A 19,086-nucleotide genomic window follows, 5' to 3' on the forward strand; every position below is an offset into this window, starting at 1 on the left:
ACATGGATCAATTTCATTCTCCTTCCATTACCTTGGCGGCCATCGCCCTGATGGCGATGGCGCCCATCAATGGATACGCAACGGATCAAGAGAATGCCGATGCAACTCATCTCCCTGCGATCCACGCGGTCCACTCAGCCCCCGGCCCGCGCATCTGGCAGTTCAGAAAAGGCTCTTCAACGCTGCTTGTACTGGGCACGATTCAACCCCTAAGAAAGAGCCTATCCATCGATACTCGCAGCGTTGAAGCAGCAATCTCGACGTCTGATGCAATTCTGAGCCCTCCGGGCGTGACCGTGGAGCACGATGGCGGGGTATTTCGCAGCCTCATTCTGTGGCCCGCCATCCGCAAGCTCAAGTTCCTTTCAGGTAGAAGAACGCTTCGTGACGAGCTCACCGAAGAAGAGTACACGCGATTGAGCGATCTCAAGATTCTCTATGGCCTGCATGACGCGAGCATTGAGAGGATGCGCCCAATGTACGCGGCTTGGAAAATTCATGATGCTGCACTGCAATTCAGTGGAGCCCGAGCCGGTGAGCCACTTTCTCGAGCCATTGACCGCATGGCCCGCGATCATGGGATCCCGATGATCAACGCCCGCTTCCCGATGCTGGTGAGAGGCGCCAGGGAAACTATCCAGAATTTTCACATTGACTCCGTGAAAGACCGCAAATGCTTCTCGGATGCCACATCAAGCCTGCGGCCCTGGCTCGATAACCTAGATGAGCTAGGTCATGCGTGGGCAGAGGGAGATATTGAATCGGGCGCGCTCCTGCATGCCCCTCCATCGCCCTCCCGGTGCTGGGCTCGTCTGACCAACGACGGGATCGCCACTACGATGAATATTGACCTTGATATCCAGAGACGAACTCACTGGGTTGCAGTGCTCCGCTCAACTACTTCGCGGCACAGTACGGTTTTCACCACTCTGCCCTTGGATGATCTTCTGCATTCAAGAGGCATGGCCGCGGTACTCGTGGACGAGGGATACATCCCCGATGCCAGGGTGTTCTTTGGCGATCAGCCGCGACCTCCAAACATCGGAGCAAGTGAAACCTCAAATCATCCGGACGGGTGACGATGTAACTTGGCACCTTGCAACGCGGTCACATCGAAGTCACTGATCGGCAGCCACAAAGCCACCGGTCTGCCGCGCCCACAAGCGCGCATACAGGCCACCGGCAGCAATCAGCTCGGCATGGGTGCCGGTCTCGACGATGCGGCCCTGGTCCATCACCACCAGCCGGTCCATGCGCGCGATGGTCGACAGCCGGTGCGCGATCGCGATCACCGTCTTGCCGCCCATCAGCTCATCCAGGCTGTCCTGGATCGCCGCTTCCACTTCCGAGTCCAGTGCCGAGGTTGCTTCGTCCAGCACCAGGATCGGTGCGTCCTTCAGCAGCACGCGGGCAATGGCGATGCGTTGGCGCTGGCCGCCGGACAGCTTCACGCCGCGCTCGCCGACATGCGCGTCGTAGCCACGACGCCCCTGCCCGTCCACCAGCGTATCGATGAAGGCCTCGGCACGTGCTTTGGCCACCGCAGCGCGCAACTGCTCATCGGTCGCGTCCGGCCGGCCGTACAGCAGGTTGTCGCGGATCGAGCGATGCAGGAGCGAGGTATCCTGGGTGACCACGCCGATCTGCTGGCGCAGGCTTTCCTGAGTGACGTAGGCAATGTCCTGGTCGTCGATCAGGATGCGGCCGCTTTCCAGGTCGTACAGGCGCAGCAGCACGTTGACCAGGGTCGACTTGCCGGCACCGGAAGGACCCACCAGGCCGATCTTCTCGCCCGGCTTCACCACCAGGTCGAGGCCTGCGATCACGCCGCCCTTCTTGCCGTAGTGGAAGTGGATGTCCTGGAAGTGCACGCCACCGCGGGTCACCTGCAACGGCACCGCGTCCTCGCGGTCCTGCACGGTCAGCGGCTGGGCAATGGTGGTGATGCCATCCTGTACCGTACCGATGTCCTCGAAGATGCCGTTGATGGTCCACATGATCCAGCCGGACATGTTGTGGATGCGGATCACCAGGCCGGTCGCGAGCGTGATCGCGCCGACAGTGATGTGGCCGCCATTCCACAGCCACAGGGCCAGGCCACAGGTACCGGCAATCAGGAAACCGTTGACGATGGCGATGGTCAGGTCCATGCCGGTGGTCACCCGGGTCTGCGCGCGGTGCTTGACTGCCAGCTCCTGGATCGACTCGGCCACGTAGGCCTGCTCGCGCCCGCCATGGGCGAACAGTTTCAGCGTGGGAATGTTGGTGTAGCCATCGACGATGCGGCCCATTGCCTTCGAACGTGCTTCCGAGGCGATCCAGGCCCGCTCCTTCGCGCGCGGCACGAAGTAGACCATGATCACCACGTAGGCCAGCAGCCACAGGATCAGCGGCACCATCAGCCGCCAGTCGGCCTGCGCGAACAGGTACAGCGCGGTGCCGGTATAGACCACGATGTACCAGAGCGAGTCGACCATCTGCACCGCCGACTCGCGCAGCGAGGTACCGGTCTGCATCACCCGGTTGGCGACGCTGCCGGCGAAGTCGTTCTGGAAGAAGCTCAGGCTCTGCCGAACCACGTAGTTGTGCATCAGCCAGCGCGAGCGGTTGCTCAGGCCGGGCACGATGGCCTGGTTGACCAGCAGGTTGTGCAGGCCGACCAGGATCGGCCGCGCGATGAGCGTGATGAACAGCATCCAGCCCAGTTCATTGGCATGGCGCTTGAAGAAATCGGCACCGGGTTGCTCGGCGACCATGTCGACGATGCGGCCCAGGTAATCGAACATGGCCACTTCCACCAGCGCCAGGAGCAGGCCGGCGATGAGCGTGGCCAGCAGCACCGGCCACACCGGGCGCAGGTAGTGCAGGTAGAACGGCAGCACCTTGCGCGGTGGCATGCGCCCATCCACGGGCGGGAACACCGGAATCAGGGATTCAAACCAACGGAACATCGCATTCCCTCGCCATCTTAGCCGGCGGAGTATCCCACGCCGCATGTGTACGCCGGCCGACGATGCCGCGGCGCCGGTAGTGCCGGCCGCTGGCCGGCAACCTCGCTACGTTTCCAGAGATCATGAGGTTGCCGGCCAGCGGCCGGCACTACCCTCATTCTTTGACCGGGGTGAACAGCAGGTCCTGGAAATCGAAACTGAAATCGGTCAGGTCGGAAATCGGCTGCATGCGCACCTCGCGCACCTTGCCATCCGGGTCCAGGCTGAAGTTCACGAACGCATCGGCGTTGAGCGAACGGTCGTCCCAGCGCACGATGAAGGTGTCGTGCTGCCAGTGCTCCAGGCGCCCGCTCAGCTGCGCGGTCTTCGCAAAGCGCAGGCGCAGGCCCTTGCCTTCGGCGCTGATCTGCATGTCGCCATACCAGCGGTCACGGAAGCTGCCGGTGTAGCCGGCCAGCGCCAGCGATGGCCTGCTGCCCTTGTCGCGTGCGCTCTGGTGCTTGGCCCAGGCCTCGTCGGCCTTGTCCTGTCCCTTGGCCACGGCCTTGGCATAGGCGTCCACCCAGTCATGCTTTTCACCGCCCAGGTAGGCATCAAGCACGCTCAGCGTGATCGCATTGAACGCCGCGCCCACTTCCTGATTGGTCAGCACCACCACGCCCAGTTTCTCGCCCGGTACCAGGGTCAGCCGCGAAACCATGCCCGGCCAGCCACCGGTATGCCAGACCAGCTTCTGCCCACGATAGTCGCTCAGGCTCCAGCCTTCGCCATAGCCGGCGAAGTTGGCCCGCGCAGGTGCCAGCTCCGGCACGCTCGGCGCCGGGATCGACTGCGGCGTGATCATCCGCCACATCTGCTGCTGGCTCTTCTCGCTGAACAACGGCGTGCCGTCGGCCAGCTTGCCTTCGGCCAGCTGCACCTGCATCCAGCGCGCCATGTCGTGCGCGCTGGAATAGATGCCGCCGGCGCCGGCATTGTTCGACCAGGTCAGCGGCGCAACGGTGCGCAGGTCCTTGAAATCGTACTTGGCGTGGCCGACCGCGGCCTTGTCGCCCGGCTTCAGGTGATCGGCGTTGTAGCGCGTGCCGGTCATGCCCACCTTGTCGAAGATGCGCGTCTGCAGGAACTGCTGGTAACTCATGCCCGAGACATGCTCGATCACCTGCTGGGCAACCGCGTACAGGATGTTGTCGTACGCGTAGCTCTCGCGGAAACCGCCCTTCAGCGGCACCCTGCCCAGCCGTTCGACTACTTCGGCATTGCTGTAGGAGGTGGCCGGCCAGAACAGCAGGTCGCCGGCACCCAGGCTCAGCCCGCTGCGGTGCGACAGCAGGTCGCGGATCGTCATCTGCCCGGTCACGAACGGATCGGACATGCGGAACGACGGCAGGTGGTCGATCACCTTGTCATCCATCTTCAGCTTGCCGTCCTCGGCCAGCAGGTTCAGCGAAGTGGCGGTGAACGCCTTGGTGTTGGACGCAATGGCAAACAGCGTATCGGCCTGCACCGGTTCCGGCTTGCCCTGCTCGCGCACGCCCCAGCCGCGCTCCAGCACCACCTCGCCATCCTTGACCACCGCCACCGCAATACCGGGCACGTCGAACTGCGCGCGCACGCGCTCGACGGTCGCATCCAGCTCCTGCAGCTGCGCCGGGGTGGCAGCGCTCGCCATGGTCGTGCACGCCAGCAGCACGGCTCCTCCAATCCAGGGTTTCATCCAGCACGATCTCCGAACAGGGGTAGCGGCCATGTGCAGGCCGTCACCGGGGTTTCGCGGGATGGTAACGGTCTGCGGCGCACCCTGCCCTGTGCCATTGGAGGGGTGTCATGGGCGGAAACGGCCAACCGAGCAACGGCTCCACCATCATTCCGTGCCTGCGCTATCGCGACGCGCAGGCCGCCATCGACTGGCTGCAGCGCGCCTTCGGCTTCCATGCCCAGGCCGTGTATGCCGACGGCGACACGGTGTTCCATGCGCAGCTGACCTTCGGCACCGGCATGATCATGCTGGGCTCGGCCAGCAACCAGAGCGCGTGGAGCGAGCATGCGGCGTTGCCTGATGAGGTCGGCGGCCGCCAGACGCAGAGTGCCTGCGTGATCGTCACCGATGCCGACGCGCACTACGCCCGGGCCAAGGCCGCCGGTGCCCGCATCGTCATCGACATCGCCGACCAGGACTACGGCGGCCGTGGCTATGCCTGCGCCGACCCGGAAGGCTATCTGTGGTGGTTCGGCAGCTACGACCCGTGGCGCACGGACCACGGCCAGTGACCGCGACCGCCCGGCAGGCGGAGATCCGCTGCGGCATCGGTGGCTGGGTGTTTCCCGAATGGCGCGGCGGCGTTTTCTACCCCGTGGGCCTGCCGCAGCGTGAAGAGCTGGCCCATGCCAGCCGCGCCCTGCGCTGCATCGAAATCAACGGCACCTTCTACCGCACGCCCACCGCCGCACAGTGCGCGCAGTGGGCCGCGCAGACGCCGGAAGGCTTCCGCTTTGCGATGAAGGCACCACGCTACCTGGTGCAGCGCCGCGACCTGTCCAGCACGGTGGAGGCAGCCGCGCCCTTCCTGCAGGCAGCGATCGCGCTCGGTGACCGGCTTGGCCCGTTGTTGTGGCAGTTCGATCCACGCCACCCGGCCGACGCCGATGCACTGGACGCGCTGATGGCGCAGCTGCCGAAGCAGCTGGAAGGGGTGCCGCTGCAGCATGCGCTGGAGGTCCGCAATGCCGCAGCACATGGCCCCGCACTGGTCGCCGCCGCGCGCCGCCACGGCGTGGCACTGGTGATCGAGGACAGCGACGAGGCGCCGCTGCACGGCGACGTCAGTTCGGGCTTCGTCTACGCGCGGATCAAGCGCAGCCAGGCCCGCTTGAAAGAGGGCCTGCCTGCGCCCGTGCAGCAGCGCTGGGCTGAACGCGCGCGACGCTGGTCACGCGGCGAGCCGGTGGACGACCTGCCCTGTCTGGCCGGGCACGCCCCGGAAACCCCGCGCGAGGTCTACCTGCTGTGCATCGGTGCCGGCAAGGCCCGCAACCCGGCGGCAGCGATGGCCCTGCAGCGCCTCATCGACGGCGCCAGCGGTCCAGCCCCCACAGCAGGGTCCAGCCCACCACGAACACGCCCGCAACGCGCAGCACGTTGAGCAGGAAGGCCGCCAGGCCCAGGCGTTGCAGTTCGAGGAATGGATACGGCGCCTGTCCGGTCATTGCAGCGACCAGCATCGCCCAGCCGAGGTAGACCAGTGGTACCAGCAGCACGCCGCCCAGCGCGCGCCAGCGCAGCGCCCCATGCGGCAGCAGCCACCACCACCCGAGCAGGTACAGCGCCGGCACAGCGTAGTGCAGGCCGGCATCGACCCACCATTGCAGCCCGGTGGGCTGCCACAGCCCCTGCAACGCCAGCACGTAGATGCACGCGGTCACCCCGATGCACAACCCGATCACCGCGGCGACAGTGGTGTTCAGCACACCCGCACGGATCAGCCTGACGCATCCCAGGCACACCGCCAGGTTGCTGAGAATCGTGAAGTAACCAACGAAGCGCAGCGTCGCCATGCCGACCCCGGCAGCCGCCCCGGGGCCGCGTAGCAACAACAGGTATTGCAGCAGCAGCGAGGTGGCGGCCACCAGTGCAGTCAGGGCTGCCCATGCACGCAGGGCGGAGCGGTTGGCAGCCATTGCAGGGTTCCCTTGGGGGGTTTCCGCGAGCATGCCACAGTCATCGCCGACAGCCGCGCGATTGCCTCACAATAGGCCGATGAGCACACCCGATACCCGCAAAGCGCTGTGGCAGATCCATTTCTGTGTCCTGCTGTGGGGCATCACGGCCATCCTCGGCAAGCTGATCACCCTGCCCGCACTGCCGCTGGTGTGGTGGCGCATGCTGTTGGTGACGGCGATGCTGGCCCTGCTGCCGCGGGTCTGGCGCGGGTTGCGCACCCTGCCCCCTCGGCTGGTCGCCGGCTACGCCGGCATCGGCGGGCTGGTCGCCCTGCACTGGCTGACGTTCTACGGCGCGGTGAAGCTGGCCAATGCCTCGGTGGCTGCCACCTGCATCGCACTGGCACCGGTGTTCACCTCGATCATCGAGCCGTGGGTGGCCAAGCGGCCGTTCCAGCTGCGTGAGCTGGCGTTCGGCCTGGCGGTGCTGCCGGGTGTTGCGCTGGTGGTCGGTGGCGTGCCCGATGGCATGCGCCTGGGTGTGTTGATCGGCGCGATCTCAGCGCTGCTGGTGGCGGTGTTCGGTTCGCTCAACAAGCGCATGGTCAGCCACGCCGATCCGCTCACGGTCACCGCGCTGGAGCTGGGTGCGGGCACCCTCACCCTGACCCTGCTGGCGCCGCTGATGCCCTACCTGCTTCCTGCGCTGGCCAGCCCGTTGTGGGTGGTCCCGGACCTGCACGACGGCATCCTGCTGCTGGTGCTGGCCGGGTTCTGCACGCTGCTGCCGTTCGCCCTGGCCCTGGTCGCGCTGCGCCACCTGAGTGCCTACACGGTGCAGCTGGTGACCAACCTGGAGCCGGTCTATGCGGTGGTACTGGCGGTGGTGCTGCTGCGCGAGCAGCACGAGGTCACCCCGTGGTTCTACCTGGGCGTGGCGATCATCGTCGGCGCGGTGTTCCTGCATCCGCTGCTGAACCGCCGCAAGCCGGTGCAGCATCCGGAAATCCTTGGCACGGCCGAAGCGCGCAACATCGCCGATTGAGTGCATCCACGCATGGCGTGGATGGCCGCATCAACGCTGCGGCCAATGCCAGGCCGGCGCATCCAGCAGGCCCTGCCCGCTCAACAGCGTGCGGCCCTGTTCCTTGTACAGATGCAGCGAATGGCACCCTGGCGCCTGTTCCAGCGCCGCGATCAGGCGGCTGGCGTGTGACACCACCCATACCTGGCTGCGCGAACTGGCTGCGATGATCAGCCGCGCCAGCGCCGGCAGCAGGTCCGGATGCAGGCTGGTCTCCGGCTCGTTGAGCACGAGCAGCGGCGGTGGACGCGGCGTGTGCAGCGCAGCAGCCAGCAGCAGGAAGCGCAGCGTACCGTCGGACAGTTCGGCCATCGACAACGGCCGCAGCAACCCCGGCTGGTGGAAGCGCAGGGCCAGTCGACCGTCCAGCTCCTCGAAGCCGACCGTGGCACCGGGGAACGCATCGCCGACGCTGCGTGCCAACGCGACCGGGTCTCCGATCTCGATAATGGTCACCCAGGCTGCCGCCAGATCCCGGCCGTCGTGATGCAGCACCGGCGTGCGCGTGGCCATCGCCGGCTGCCGCGCCGGTGCATCGGCGTCGCTGCGGAAATGGTCGTAGAAGCGCCAGCGACGGATGTACTCGCGCAGGGCGATGGTTTCCGGCAGGCGCTGCGGATCGCCGACCTGGGTGAACAGGCTGTCGAACAGCGACAACCGGTCATCCACCAGATCCCAACCGCGCGCATGACGTTGCCGAACCATTGCCCCACGGCGATCAACCAGCAGGTTGGCGCTGCGCAGGAACGGGCCGGCCCAGATCGCCTCGGCCTTGATCTGCGGGTCCAGTGCGAAGGCCGATCGACTGGGCGGCGGATAGCCCAGATCGATGGCGTAGCCGAATTCGTCAGTGGCGAAGCCCAATTTCAATCCCACCGATTCCTGGCGTGGGCCGCCCTGCAGGGTGATTTCGCCGGCAGCAACCCGACGGTCCATTTTTTCCGGACCCGCCCACAGCGCCGAGCCCAGCCCGCCTTCGCGGGCCAGCACCGCCGCGACGCCGCCCTGCGCGGTCTCGGCCAGCAGGCGCAGGGCACGGTACAGGCTGGACTTGCCACTGCCGTTGTCACCGGTCACCACATTCAACTGCTGCAGCGGCAGTACGAGCCCGTGCAGCGAACGATAGTGGGCGATGGCCAGGGTCTGCAGCATGGGCGGCGTCCGGGGAAACAGGGCGTCATGCTGGCCGGTTCTGATCGCAGGAGCTGCGACGCCAAGTGAAACGGGAAGAGCATCCACGCATGGCGTGGATCTACTGGAGCGGCATCGAATCATCCACGCGTCGCATGCGTTCAACGCGCGAACCGCCGTGTTTCAGTCCGCCCGTTCCACCCGGTTGCGGCCTTTGCCCTTGGCCCGGTACAGCGCCTTGTCGGCACGTGCCAGCGTCTCATCCACGCTTTCACCGGGCTGGTGCTGGGCCACTCCAATACTGATCGTGACCGGGAACCCCAGCGGCAGATCAGCAACGGCCAGGCGCAGGAACTCGCACTGAAGTTCGGCGGTTTGCAGGTCGGTCGCCGGCATCACCGCCACGAACTCCTCGCCGCCATAGCGCGCGGCCATGCCACGGCCGGCGAAGTGCGAGCGCAGCAGCGTGCCCAGCTCGGCCAGCACCCGGTCGCCGGTGGCGTGGCCCTGGAAATCGTTGATGTGCTTGAAGTGGTCGATGTCCAGCAGCGCGACGCAGGCCACATCGGGCTGATCCCCGGTCACCGCCACTGCCTCGTCCAGCGCCGCCGCCATCGCGCGGCGGTTCGGCAGGCCGGTCAGCGCATCGGTGCGGCTCTGCTCGGCCAGGTCGGCGTTCTGCGCCAGCAGCACGTCGTGGTACTCCGACAGCAGGCGCTCGTAATCATCGCGTTCCAGCATGTGGTTCTGGATGTCGAGCGCGAAACGGCGCAGCTCCATCACCAGCATCACCTGCCGCGACAGCGCGGCCAGCGCCTCGGCCTTGTCGCTTGGCAGGTGCTGCGGCTGTGCATCGAACACGCACAGCGTACCCAGCGGCAGGCCATCGGAACTGATCAGCGGCGCACCGGCGTAGAAGCGGATGTGCGGGTCGCCGGTCACCACCGGGTTGTCGTGGAAGCGGATGTCCTGCAACGCATCCTCGACCACCATGACCTCGTGCGGCTGCAGGATGGCGTGGCCACACATCGATTCGCTGCGCAGGTTTTCCGCCGCGTCGATGCCCTGGATCGACTTGAACCATTGCCGTTCGACGTCAATCAGGGTCACCGCCGCCATCGAGGTACCGCAGACCGCCTTGGCGATCGCCACCAGGTCGTCGAATGACTTCTCGCGCTGCGAATCAAGGATCCGGTAGCGGTACAGCGCCTCGAGCCGGAGGGCTTCGTTGGCAGGCTTGTCGGGCTTGATCATGCAGCGTCACTTCCGGCAGGTCACTGCAAAGTCTAGCTGATGCCGGCGCGTAATCCGCACAACGGGTAGTGCCGGCCGCTGGCCGGCATCCCGCGCGCATTCGATGCCTGGAGTAGCCGGCCAGCGGCCGGCACTACCGCGCGTTACCAGTCCAGCTGCTTCGGCAGCAGGCCCTGCAGCTCCTGCTCGGTCAGGTTGCGCCACTGGCCCGGCTTCAGCGCGCCGATCTTGATGTTGTCGATGCGCACGCGGCGCAGCTGGGTCACGCGATAGCCGAACTCGGCAGCCATCAGGCGGATCTGCCGGTTCAGGCCCTGCTGCAGGGTGATGCGGAAACCGAACTTGGCGATGCGCGAGGTCTTGCACGGCAGCGTCATCTGGTCGTGGATGCGCACGCCGCGCGCCATGCCGCGCAGGAACTCATCGGTGACGGGCTTGTTCACCGCCACCAGGTATTCCTTCTGGTGGCCATTTTCGGCGCGCAGGATCTGGTTGACGATGTCGCCATTGCTGGTCATCAGGATCAACCCCTCGGAGTCCTTGTCCAGGCGGCCGATCGGGAAGATGCGCTGTTCGTGGCCGACGAAGTCGACGATGTTGCCCTTGACCGAAGTTTCGGTCGTGCAGGTGACGCCTACCGGCTTGTTCAGTGCGATGTAGACGTGGCGGCGGGCGCCGGGCTTGCGTGCCACGCGGGCGCGCAGCGGCTGGCCGTCGACCAGCACCTGGTCTTCCTCGCCTACCACCGCGCCGGTACCGGCCGGATGGCCGTTGACGGTAACGCGGCGCGCGGCGATCAGGCGATCGGCCTCGCGGCGGGAGCAGAAGCCGGTGTCGGCGATATGTTTGTTGAGTCGGGTGGTCATCGGCCCATTATCCGGCATCGCCGCCCGCTGCGCTTCATGCCAGGGCGGGCGGATCGAGCTCCTCGCCGTCGAACACCCGGTTGCGGCCCGCCCGCTTTGCCACGTACATGGCATGGTCGGCGCGCCGCAGCAGCCCGGCCAGATCGTCCTCGCCCGGTCGCCACTGCGCCAGGCCGATGCTGGCGGTCACCTCCAGCCCCGGCACCTGCAGGGCCTGGCCAGCCTCGGTGATGCGCTGGCGCAGGCGGTCCAGCCGTGCCGACGCCGCCACACGCGGCATGCCGGGCATCAGCAGCAGGAACTCTTCGCCGCCCATCCGTACCACTTCGTCCTGGCTGCGCACTGCCATGCGCAGGGCACGCGCCACCGCCACCAGCACCAGGTCGCCCACGGCGTGACCATGGCGGTCGTTGATGTCCTTGAACAGGTCGATGTCGAGGAAGCCGATCACCAGCGAGCCGCGCTCACGGTCCACCCGTTCCAGATGGCGGGCCAGCTGCTGCAGTCCGGCGCGACGGTTGGGAAGCCCGGTCAGGCCGTCGGTCTCGGCCAGCTGGCGAAGTTCATCACGCTGCTGGCGCAGCCGGCCCAGCCGCTGGTTCAACGCATACGCGGCCATCATCAACAGCCAGGTCACCGCCAGCTGCAGCGCCTCCACCCGGTATTCCAGCAGCCACGCCGCACCACAGGCATCGGCGATGATCAGTACCAGCATCGGTGCCAGCGCGGCCAGACCCGCCTGCGCCCAACGGTCGCCGCGCCAGCGTGCCCAGACGCCGACCATCAGTGCCAGGCCACATCCGGACAGATAGGACACCTGCAAGCCCTTCGCGACCCAGGCCAGATGCTCCCAGCGCAGCCACGGCACCAGCACGGCCAGCGCCATCAGGGCCCACAACACCGCCACTTGGGCCGGGCGCGATCGAGGCAGCACGCGATCGCCTCCGTTCAGCCGCCACAGCGCCGGCAGCACCAGTGCCTGGGTCGCAGCGGTCAGCGCCAGCAGCCACCATGCGCCGTGCCCGCCCACCGGCAGCCAGGGTTCCGGATAGCCGCTGAGCCCGCCGAGGATTGCCTGCCACAGCACCATCACGGTGGTGCCGGCGATGTAGACCAGGAAACTGCGGTCCCGGGTGGTCAGGAAGGCCATCAACGCCGACAGCGCCAGCGCGATCGCCACCGCGATGCAGGCCGCGCGCACCAGCAGGCGGGCGGTGTCGTTCTGCTGCACCGGGCTGGGCGCGCCCAGCCGCAGGGTCGGTACCCAACGTGTCTTCAGCGGTGTCTGCCAGGAGACCAGGAACGGCTCATGGCTGCCGGCCGGCGGTACCGCCACCAGGCCGATGCCAGCCCGGAAACGTGAATCGCGGGTGCGCGCGTCGTGCATGTTGCCGCAGATCTCGCGGTCACCATGCTGGACGCGCACTTCACCGGCAAAGACGTTGAACACGTCCAGCGCCTGCGGTTGGCCTGACCAGCCCTGCGGCGGAGCCGGTACCAGCACCTGCTGGCGGGCGCCGGACAGCATCTGCGGCGTGCATGCGCGGTGCGGCGTCGGCTCGTCGGTAGCGCCGCCGACCAGGAGATAATCATGGCCCGACACGGCCTCTGCAGCCTGAAGCGGCCACGGCAACGCCAACCACACCATCAGGACGGCCAGCACCGCTCCTGTTCCATACCGCCACTGCCTGCCGCCCACGCCACGTCCTGTTCCTGCTTACGTCCGCGCCCACTGCGCGCCGCCCCTGACGCGCATTATCGCAGCCGGGCACGCCACGCATGTGTACACCAAAGTCGGCGCCCGCGGTTCAGCCAGCCGCCGGCGGCCCCTTCACCGCGACCAGCCGTACCGGGCGCAGATCGACCAGGGTCAGCCGCTCCAGCGGCTGCGGCCGTTCGATGGCATAGCCCTGCAGCCCCTGTACGCCAAGCCGGGTCAGCGCACCGGCAACCTCGGCGGTCTCCACCCACTCGGCCACCACTTCCATCTGCAGCTCGCGCCCGAGCTCGCTGATCGCGCGCACCGTGGCGTGGCTGACAGGGTCGGTATCCATGTCGCGCACGAAGGCGCCGTCGATCTTCAGGATGTCCGCCGGCAACTGGCGCAGGTAGCCGAAGGAAGACAGGCCGGAGCCGAAGTCATCCAGCGCCATCCGGCACCCCCGTGCCTTTACCGCATCGATGAAGGCGCGGGCCTGGCTGAGGTTGCTGATCGCCGCAGTCTCGGTGATCTCGAAGCACAGCTTGGAGGCCAGCGCGCGGTTGCGCTCGAGCAGGTCGCAGACGAAGGCGAGGAATCCCGGCTCGGCGATCGACTGCGCGGACACGTTGACGTTGCACAGGCCCAGCTGGCGCACGTGCGCCGGGCACACCTGCAGGTGGCGGAACAGCAGCCCGAGCACGTGCCGGTCCAGCGCCACCGCCATGCCATAGCGCTCCACCGCCGGCATGAACTGGCCGGGCAGATGCAGGCTGCCATCGGTGCCACGCATGCGCACCAGCACCTCGTAGTGCAGGTAGGACGGATCCCCCACGCGGGCGATGCGCTGTGCATACAGCAGCATGCGATTCTCGGCCATCGCCAAGCTGACGCCCTGCAGGCGCTCGGCCTCCTGCCGCCGCTCCTCCAGCGCCATGCAGTTCTCATTGAAGCAGTGCACGCGGTTGCGCCCGGCCTGCTTGGCGGCATAGCAGGCGCTGTCGGCGGCACTCATCAACCAGTTCACGTCCGGCGCATCTGCACTGACCTCGACCACGCCGATGCTGCAGCTCAGCTGCGGGCTGCCCTCGCTGATCGGAAACGTGGCCTGGCCCAGGTTGCGGATCACCCGCTGCAGCACGCGCTTGGCCTCGTCCTGCCCGGCATGGGCGAGGAACACCGCGAACTCGTCCGCACCCAGTCGGCCGACCCAGTCACCATCACGCACCGCCGCCACCAGGTACTCGGCGAAGGCGCGCAGCATCTGGTCACCAGCGGCGTGGCCGAAGCTGTCGTTGACCAGCTTGAAATGGTCCAGGTTGATATAGCACAGCGCGTGCGTGCCGCCTTCGCTGCGCACCTGCAACAGCGCGCGTTCCAGCAGCCGTTCGATCTCGCGGCGGTTGATCAGGCCGGTCAGCGGGTCATGGCTGGCGTGGTGCTCGATCTCGCGCGCCAGTGCATGGTTCTGGCTGACGTCCTCGATGATCGCGAACACCGACAGGCCACCGGCGGCGCTGCGCACGCCGGTGCCGCTCCAGCGGCCCCAGACCAGGCTGCCATCGCGACGGCGGAAGCGCAGTTCGCTCGGCCGCAGCTGCCGGTCCCAGTCGATACGGCCCACCCCATCGATGACAAGCTCGCCGTCCATCAGCAGATCGCCCAACGACATCTGCAGCAGCACGTCGCGCCGGTAGTCGAGGATATCGGCCATCGCCTGGTTGGCTTCGATCACCTTGCCTTCGGTGTCGAGCTTGAGCATGCCGACATTGGCCTGATAGAAGGCGGCGCGGAAGCGGCTTTCATGTTCGGTCAGGTCCTTGCCGACGCGGCGCGCGAGGGCCACCGCCATCAGGCTGATCGCAAGCACCGACAGCCCACCAACCACGAGCGTGGCGATCCGCACCATCGTGGCCATGCGCAGCAACGCTCGGGAAAACGACTGCGCCTGCACCTGCAGCCGCCGGTCCAGATCGCGCAGCTGTTGCAGGTAACGGTCGCGGTCGGCCACTGGCAGCGTGCCTTCGGCGTGCGCCGACTGCAGCTCGGCGACCAGCCGCTGCACCGCCAACAGGTCATCGTCGGTCTGCCGCCACAACGCGGTTGCTTCGCGGAAGGCGCCGATGTCGCGTGCATAGCGGAACGAGAACACCAGACGCGGGATATCGGCATGCGCGTTGCCACCCTGCAGGAAGCCCTGCCGGGCCTTCTCCTCGTCCGGTACCGCCTGTTCCAGCGCCAACCGGGCCTGCAGATCTCCCAACGGAATCCGCAGGGCCTGGCGCGCGTCCTCCAGGTCCTGGGCATGGCCGCGCGCCAGGTAGCGGCTCAGCGCAGCAGTGGCATCCTGCTGCCCGCGTGACCAGTAACCCTGCCCGGCGATCCAGGCCGTCGAAGCCGCCTGCAGTTCCTGGATCAACGCGGACAATGCGACCAGCCCGATCGCCATGCCCGTCAACAACGCAAAGCGCAATCCCAGCCCACGGGTCATCGGCACCCGCCGGCTCTGCTGGTCCGTGCCACTTCTACCCATCCCGGATCCCCCCGAATGTGCTGCGGTGACAACCTGCCTTGGAACCGGCCCAGCCTATGACCGGCAATGTGTGGGCCATGCGAAAAAGGGGACGGAGGGGATTAAGTCGTTTTCGGCATAAGCGCATGGCCTGCCATTTACGACTTAATCCCCTCCGTCCCCTTTTCCTGTACGCCAGCCCGGGGCTGGCGTTGTTATGGACGGCTGCGGGTGCGGCTTAGAAGCTGCGCGGGCCGCGCGGCTTGAAGCCGTCACGACGCGGCGGGCGGCTGTCGCGGTCACCGCCGCGGTCGCCACCATGGCCACCCGGACCACCGGGGCCACCACGACGCGGGCCACCCGGGCCGCCCGGGCCACGCTTGTCGAAGCGCGGCTTGAACGGACGCGGGGCCGGGTTGGTGTCTTCACCCGGAGCCAGCGCACGCATCTGCAGCTGCTGGCCGGACACCCACACCTTCTGCAGGTGCGACAGCACGTCCGGCGGCATCTGTGCCGGCAGGTCCAGCAGCGAGAAGTCGTCGTGGATGTCGATGCGGCCGATGAAGCGGCTTTCCAGGCCCGCTTCATTGGCAATGGCGCCGACGATGTTGGCCGGCTTCACGCCATGCTGATGGCCCACCGAAATGCGGTAGGTCTCCATGCCCTGCTCCGGTGCACCACGCGGCGGAACCTCACGGCGCGGACGCTGCTCAAAACCACCTTCGGCGTCGTCGCGACGCGGGCCACGCTCGAAGCGCGGACCGCGCTCGTTGCGGTCGAAGCGATCGCCACGCTCCGGACGGTCGCCACGGTCGAAACGCTCGCGCGGGGCGCGCTCTTCACGCGGGGCACGCACCGGCGGCTGCAGCAGGAACGGGGTGTCACCCTGCAGCATCCTGGCCAGCGCGGCGGCGATCTCGATGGCCGGCACGTTCTGCTCGTTCTCGAAGCGCTCCAGCAGCTGGCGGTAGAAGTCCAGGCCACCGGCACCCAGGGTTTCGCTGATGCGCGAGGTGAACTTGTTGATGCGGGTGTCGTTGACCGCTTCCACGCTCGGCAGCTGCATCTCTTCGATCGGCTGGCGGGTGGCGCGCTCGATCTGGCGCAGCATGCCCTTCTCGCGCGGGGTCGCGAACAGGATCGCCTCGCCGCTGCGGCCGGCACGACCGGTACGGCCGATGCGGTGCACGTAGCTTTCGGTGTCGTACGGGATGTCGTAGTTCAGCACGTGGCTGATGCGCTCCACGTCCAGGCCGCGCGCGGCCACGTCGGTGGCAACCAGGATGTCCAGCTTGCCTTCCTTCAGCATGGCGATGGTGCGCTCACGCTGGGCCTGCTGCATGTCGCCGTTGATGGCGGCAGCGGCCAGGCCACGGGCCTGCAGCTTGCTGGCCAGTTCTTCGGTGCCGGCCTTGGTGCGCGCGAAGATGATCATCGCGTCGAACGGCTCGACTTCCAGGATGCGGGTCAGCGCATCCAGCTTGTGCATGCCGCTCACCCACCAGTAACGCTGGCGGATGTTGGCCGAGGTGGTGGTCTTGGCCGCAATGGTCACTTCCACCGGATCATGCAGGTAGGTCTGCGCGATGCGGCGGATCTGCGGCGGCATGGTGGCCGAGAACAGGGCCACCTGGCGCTGCTCCGGCAGCTTCTTCAGCACCGCTTCGACGTCGTCGATGAAGCCCATGCGCAGCATTTCATCGGCTTCGTCCAGCACCAGGGTCTTCAGCTCGGACAGGTCCAGGGTGCTGCGGTCCAGGTGATCGATCACGCGGCCGGGGGTACCGACCACGATGTGCACGCCACGGCGCAGCGCCGACAGCTGCTGGCCGTAGGGCTGGCCGCCGTACACCGGCAGCACGCGGAAGCCCGGGATCTTCGACGAATAGGACTGGAACGCCTCGGCAACCTGGATGGCCAGTTCGCGGGTCGGCGCCAGGATCAGGGCCTGCGGCTTGATCTGCTGCAGGTCGATGTTGGACAGTACCGGCAGTGCGAACGCAGCGGTCTTGCCGGTGCCGGTCTGGGCCTGGCCCAGCACGTCGCGGCCTTCCAGCATCGCGGGGATGGTAGCGGCCTGGATCGGCGACGGGGTTTCGTAGCCGATGGCGGTGACCGCCTGCATCACGGGCTCGGACAGGCCGAGCTGCGCGAACTGCAGCGGCGCTTGGGAATCTTGGGACATGGGGAACTCCGAAGGCACTGCCGTCTTCCTGGCAGTGCGATAAAAAAGGGATGGTCCGCGCTTTGGGCGCCCTTCTTATCGCGTGCCCTGGCGCTGCTCGGTCGGAGGAGATTTCACTCGCTCAGAGCGGGATGATACCGCATTGATCCTGAACGAGGCGTACAGCTTTCCGTGCGCGTGCCGTCGAGCCCGTGCTGGCGCACAATACGCGCCCGCTTCCCGGCCCGGCCGCTGGCCTGCGCCCTCTTCCCAGGAACCCGCTCCATGCAGATTCTCGAATTCGACCTCGACGGTGACTACGTCGAACTCAAGCAGCTGCTCAAGCTGGCCGACCTGGTCACCAGCGGCGGCGAGGCCAAGATGGTCATCAGTGAAGGCCAGGTGCGGGTCGATGGCGAAATCGAGCTGCGCAAGGCCTGCAAGATCCGCGCGGGCCAGGTGGTCGAATTTTCCGGCAGCCAGATCCGGGTGCTGGCTGCCGGCTGATCTGAAGCCGTTCAGGCCACGCGCTGGGTCAGGTGCGAGGCGATCAGCTGCCTGAACGGTGCCACGCCCTGCGCCAGGCGCAGGCCAGCCGCACGCAGCAGGCGCGCCGGGCGACGGTCGTCGGTGTACAGGCTGGCGATCGCATTGGTGGCTTCGTACAGCGGCCGCGACGCCAGCCGATGGCCCCGCTGGTAGCTGGTCAGCATGCCGGCGGCAGCAATGTCGGCACCGCGACGCTGCTGCGCGACGATGCCCTGCGCCAGCCGCTGTGCGCTGGCCAGGCCCAGGTTGAAGCCATGCGCGGTGACCGGATGCATGCCGACTGCGGCATCGCCGATCAGCGCAGAACGCTCGCCGACGAAACGGTGCGCGTACACACCCACCAGCGGGTACGCCTGCGGCGTCGCCACCGGCTGCATGCGGCCCAGGCGATGTTCAAAGCACGCACTGATGGCATCGCCGAAGGCCACCTCATCCATCGCCAGCAGTTCTTCGATCTGCCGCGGCGGCAGCGTGATCACCGCCGATGCCTGGCCCTCGTTGAGCGGCAGCAGCGCCATGGTGCGGCCGTAACCGAACCATTCCCAGGCCGTGTGGTGATGGTCGCGCTCGACCTGCATGCGGCACACCAGCATCGACTTGCCGAAGTCGCGCATCTGCGCACCGATGCCAAGCATGCGGCGGGTGGCGGAGAAGCGGCTGTCAGCCGCGACCAGCAGGCGGGCGTGCAGTTGGCTGCCGTCATCGAGTCTGACCACGTGGCCCTGCGCATCGGCCTGGACGCGCTGCACCTTGCGCCCGTCGAACAGGTCCAGACCATCCTGGTCCTGCACGGCATCCCATGCAGCGCGGCGGATCAGATGGTTGGGCACCAGCCAGCCCAGCGGCTGGCCGTCGACCTGGCTGCTGGCGAAGGTCAGCGCGAACGGCGAACCGCCGTTCATCACCTTGGCATCGCGCAGTTCAGCGACTTCGGCCGGCGGCAGGCGCTGCCACAGCCCCAGCTGCTCCATGCTCTGCCGCGAGGCATGGGTCAACGCGATCTCGCGGCCATCGAAGGCGGCCTCGGCCAGCGCCTGGCGCGGTTGAACTTCGACCAGCCCGACCTGCAGGCCACTGCCGGCCAGCGCCCGAGCGAAGCACAGGCCCGCCGGTCCGGCGCCGACCACCACCACGTCCATCCTGCGCATGCGCGTCTCCTGCCGTTGATTCAGTCCGGGCCAGCATAGCGCCGTGCGCCTGACCGTCCTTGATCTGG

The 19,086-nt window shown here is 67.0% G+C and carries 15 protein-coding genes; 5 read left to right on the top strand and 10 right to left on the bottom strand.

Annotated features, from left to right (window positions below):
- Positions 1–2: 2 nt before the first annotated feature.
- Entirely contained in the window at positions 3–1,079 is a 1,077-nt protein-coding gene (locus tag AC5P6A_RS00710) for a TraB/GumN family protein (protein WP_346714690.1), read from the top strand.
- 39 nt (positions 1,080–1,118) lie between these two features.
- Here AC5P6A_RS00710 and smrA read toward each other — a convergent pair whose 3' ends face one another.
- Positions 1,119–2,951 (bottom strand): multidrug efflux ABC transporter SmrA, encoded by a 1,833-nt coding sequence (smrA, locus tag AC5P6A_RS00715; protein WP_346714689.1) that lies wholly within the window; start codon positions 2,949–2,951, stop codon positions 1,119–1,121.
- Between the two features lie 154 nt (positions 2,952–3,105).
- The gene (locus AC5P6A_RS00720) at positions 3,106–4,668 is read right to left on the bottom strand and encodes a serine hydrolase (protein ID WP_021203652.1); all 1,563 of its coding nucleotides are present in this window, start codon (positions 4,666–4,668) and stop codon (positions 3,106–3,108) included.
- 110 nt (positions 4,669–4,778) lie between these two features.
- On the opposite strand from AC5P6A_RS00720, the gene AC5P6A_RS00725 reads away from it, so the two are divergent.
- Together AC5P6A_RS00725 and AC5P6A_RS00730 are read left to right on the top strand one after the other, a co-directional pair.
- Complete coding sequence (locus tag AC5P6A_RS00725; RefSeq protein ID WP_134729408.1) at positions 4,779–5,222, top strand: VOC family protein; 444 nt, start codon at positions 4,779–4,781, stop codon at positions 5,220–5,222.
- Positions 5,219–6,094, top strand: a complete 876-nt coding sequence (locus AC5P6A_RS00730) for a DUF72 domain-containing protein (protein WP_021203650.1) — start codon at positions 5,219–5,221, stop codon at positions 6,092–6,094. The genes AC5P6A_RS00725 and AC5P6A_RS00730 overlap by 4 nt, the downstream gene beginning before the upstream one ends.
- Here AC5P6A_RS00730 and AC5P6A_RS00735 read toward each other — a convergent pair.
- Positions 6,015–6,629: a Pr6Pr family membrane protein gene (locus AC5P6A_RS00735; RefSeq protein ID WP_346714688.1), complete on the bottom strand. Its 615-nt coding sequence runs from the start codon at positions 6,627–6,629 to the stop codon at positions 6,015–6,017. The two genes, AC5P6A_RS00730 and AC5P6A_RS00735, sit on opposite strands and share 80 nt — an antisense overlap.
- A 79-nt stretch (positions 6,630–6,708) precedes the next feature.
- Between AC5P6A_RS00735 and AC5P6A_RS00740 the strand changes: the two genes are divergently transcribed.
- On the top strand, positions 6,709–7,656 hold the full coding sequence (locus AC5P6A_RS00740; RefSeq protein WP_346714687.1) for a DMT family transporter: 948 nt from the start codon (positions 6,709–6,711) through the stop codon (positions 7,654–7,656).
- Between the two features lie 30 nt (positions 7,657–7,686).
- Here the strand turns inward: AC5P6A_RS00740 and AC5P6A_RS00745 are convergent, their stop codons facing one another.
- From AC5P6A_RS00745 to AC5P6A_RS00770, 6 genes are all read right to left on the bottom strand, one after another.
- Complete coding sequence (locus tag AC5P6A_RS00745) at positions 7,687–8,847, bottom strand: AAA family ATPase (RefSeq protein WP_171952273.1); 1,161 nt, start codon at positions 8,845–8,847, stop codon at positions 7,687–7,689.
- A 162-nt stretch (positions 8,848–9,009) separates the two neighbouring features.
- Positions 9,010–10,080 carry a sensor domain-containing diguanylate cyclase gene (locus AC5P6A_RS00750; RefSeq protein WP_134729404.1) on the bottom strand — a complete coding sequence of 357 codons (1,071 nt, stop codon included), beginning with the start codon at positions 10,078–10,080 and terminating at the stop codon, positions 9,010–9,012.
- Positions 10,081–10,223: 143 nt separating this feature from the next.
- A complete protein-coding gene (locus AC5P6A_RS00755; protein ID WP_019659152.1) occupies positions 10,224–10,946 on the bottom strand; it encodes a pseudouridine synthase in 723 nt (240 codons plus the stop codon).
- Positions 10,947–10,980: 34 nt separating this feature from the next.
- On the bottom strand, positions 10,981–12,645 hold the full coding sequence (locus AC5P6A_RS00760) for a sensor domain-containing diguanylate cyclase (protein WP_495222197.1): 1,665 nt from the start codon (positions 12,643–12,645) through the stop codon (positions 10,981–10,983).
- Positions 12,646–12,754: 109 nt separating this feature from the next.
- Positions 12,755–15,178 (bottom strand): EAL domain-containing protein, encoded by a 2,424-nt coding sequence (locus AC5P6A_RS00765; protein WP_180875981.1) that lies wholly within the window; start codon positions 15,176–15,178, stop codon positions 12,755–12,757.
- Between the two features lie 217 nt (positions 15,179–15,395).
- On the bottom strand, positions 15,396–17,342 hold the full coding sequence (locus AC5P6A_RS00770; RefSeq protein ID WP_180875982.1) for a DEAD/DEAH box helicase: 1,947 nt from the start codon (positions 17,340–17,342) through the stop codon (positions 15,396–15,398).
- 264 nt (positions 17,343–17,606) lie between these two features.
- On the opposite strand from AC5P6A_RS00770, the gene AC5P6A_RS00775 reads away from it, so the two are divergent.
- Positions 17,607–17,828, top strand: a complete 222-nt coding sequence (locus AC5P6A_RS00775; protein WP_019659156.1) for an RNA-binding S4 domain-containing protein — start codon at positions 17,607–17,609, stop codon at positions 17,826–17,828.
- Between the two features lie 11 nt (positions 17,829–17,839).
- Here the strand turns inward: AC5P6A_RS00775 and ubiM are convergent, their stop codons facing one another.
- On the bottom strand, positions 17,840–19,018 hold the full coding sequence (gene ubiM, locus AC5P6A_RS00780) for a 5-demethoxyubiquinol-8 5-hydroxylase UbiM (RefSeq protein ID WP_021203643.1): 1,179 nt from the start codon (positions 19,016–19,018) through the stop codon (positions 17,840–17,842).
- Positions 19,019–19,086 lie beyond the last annotated feature (68 nt).

The organism is Stenotrophomonas sp. YJH_SMC_20 (genome assembly GCF_059367845.1).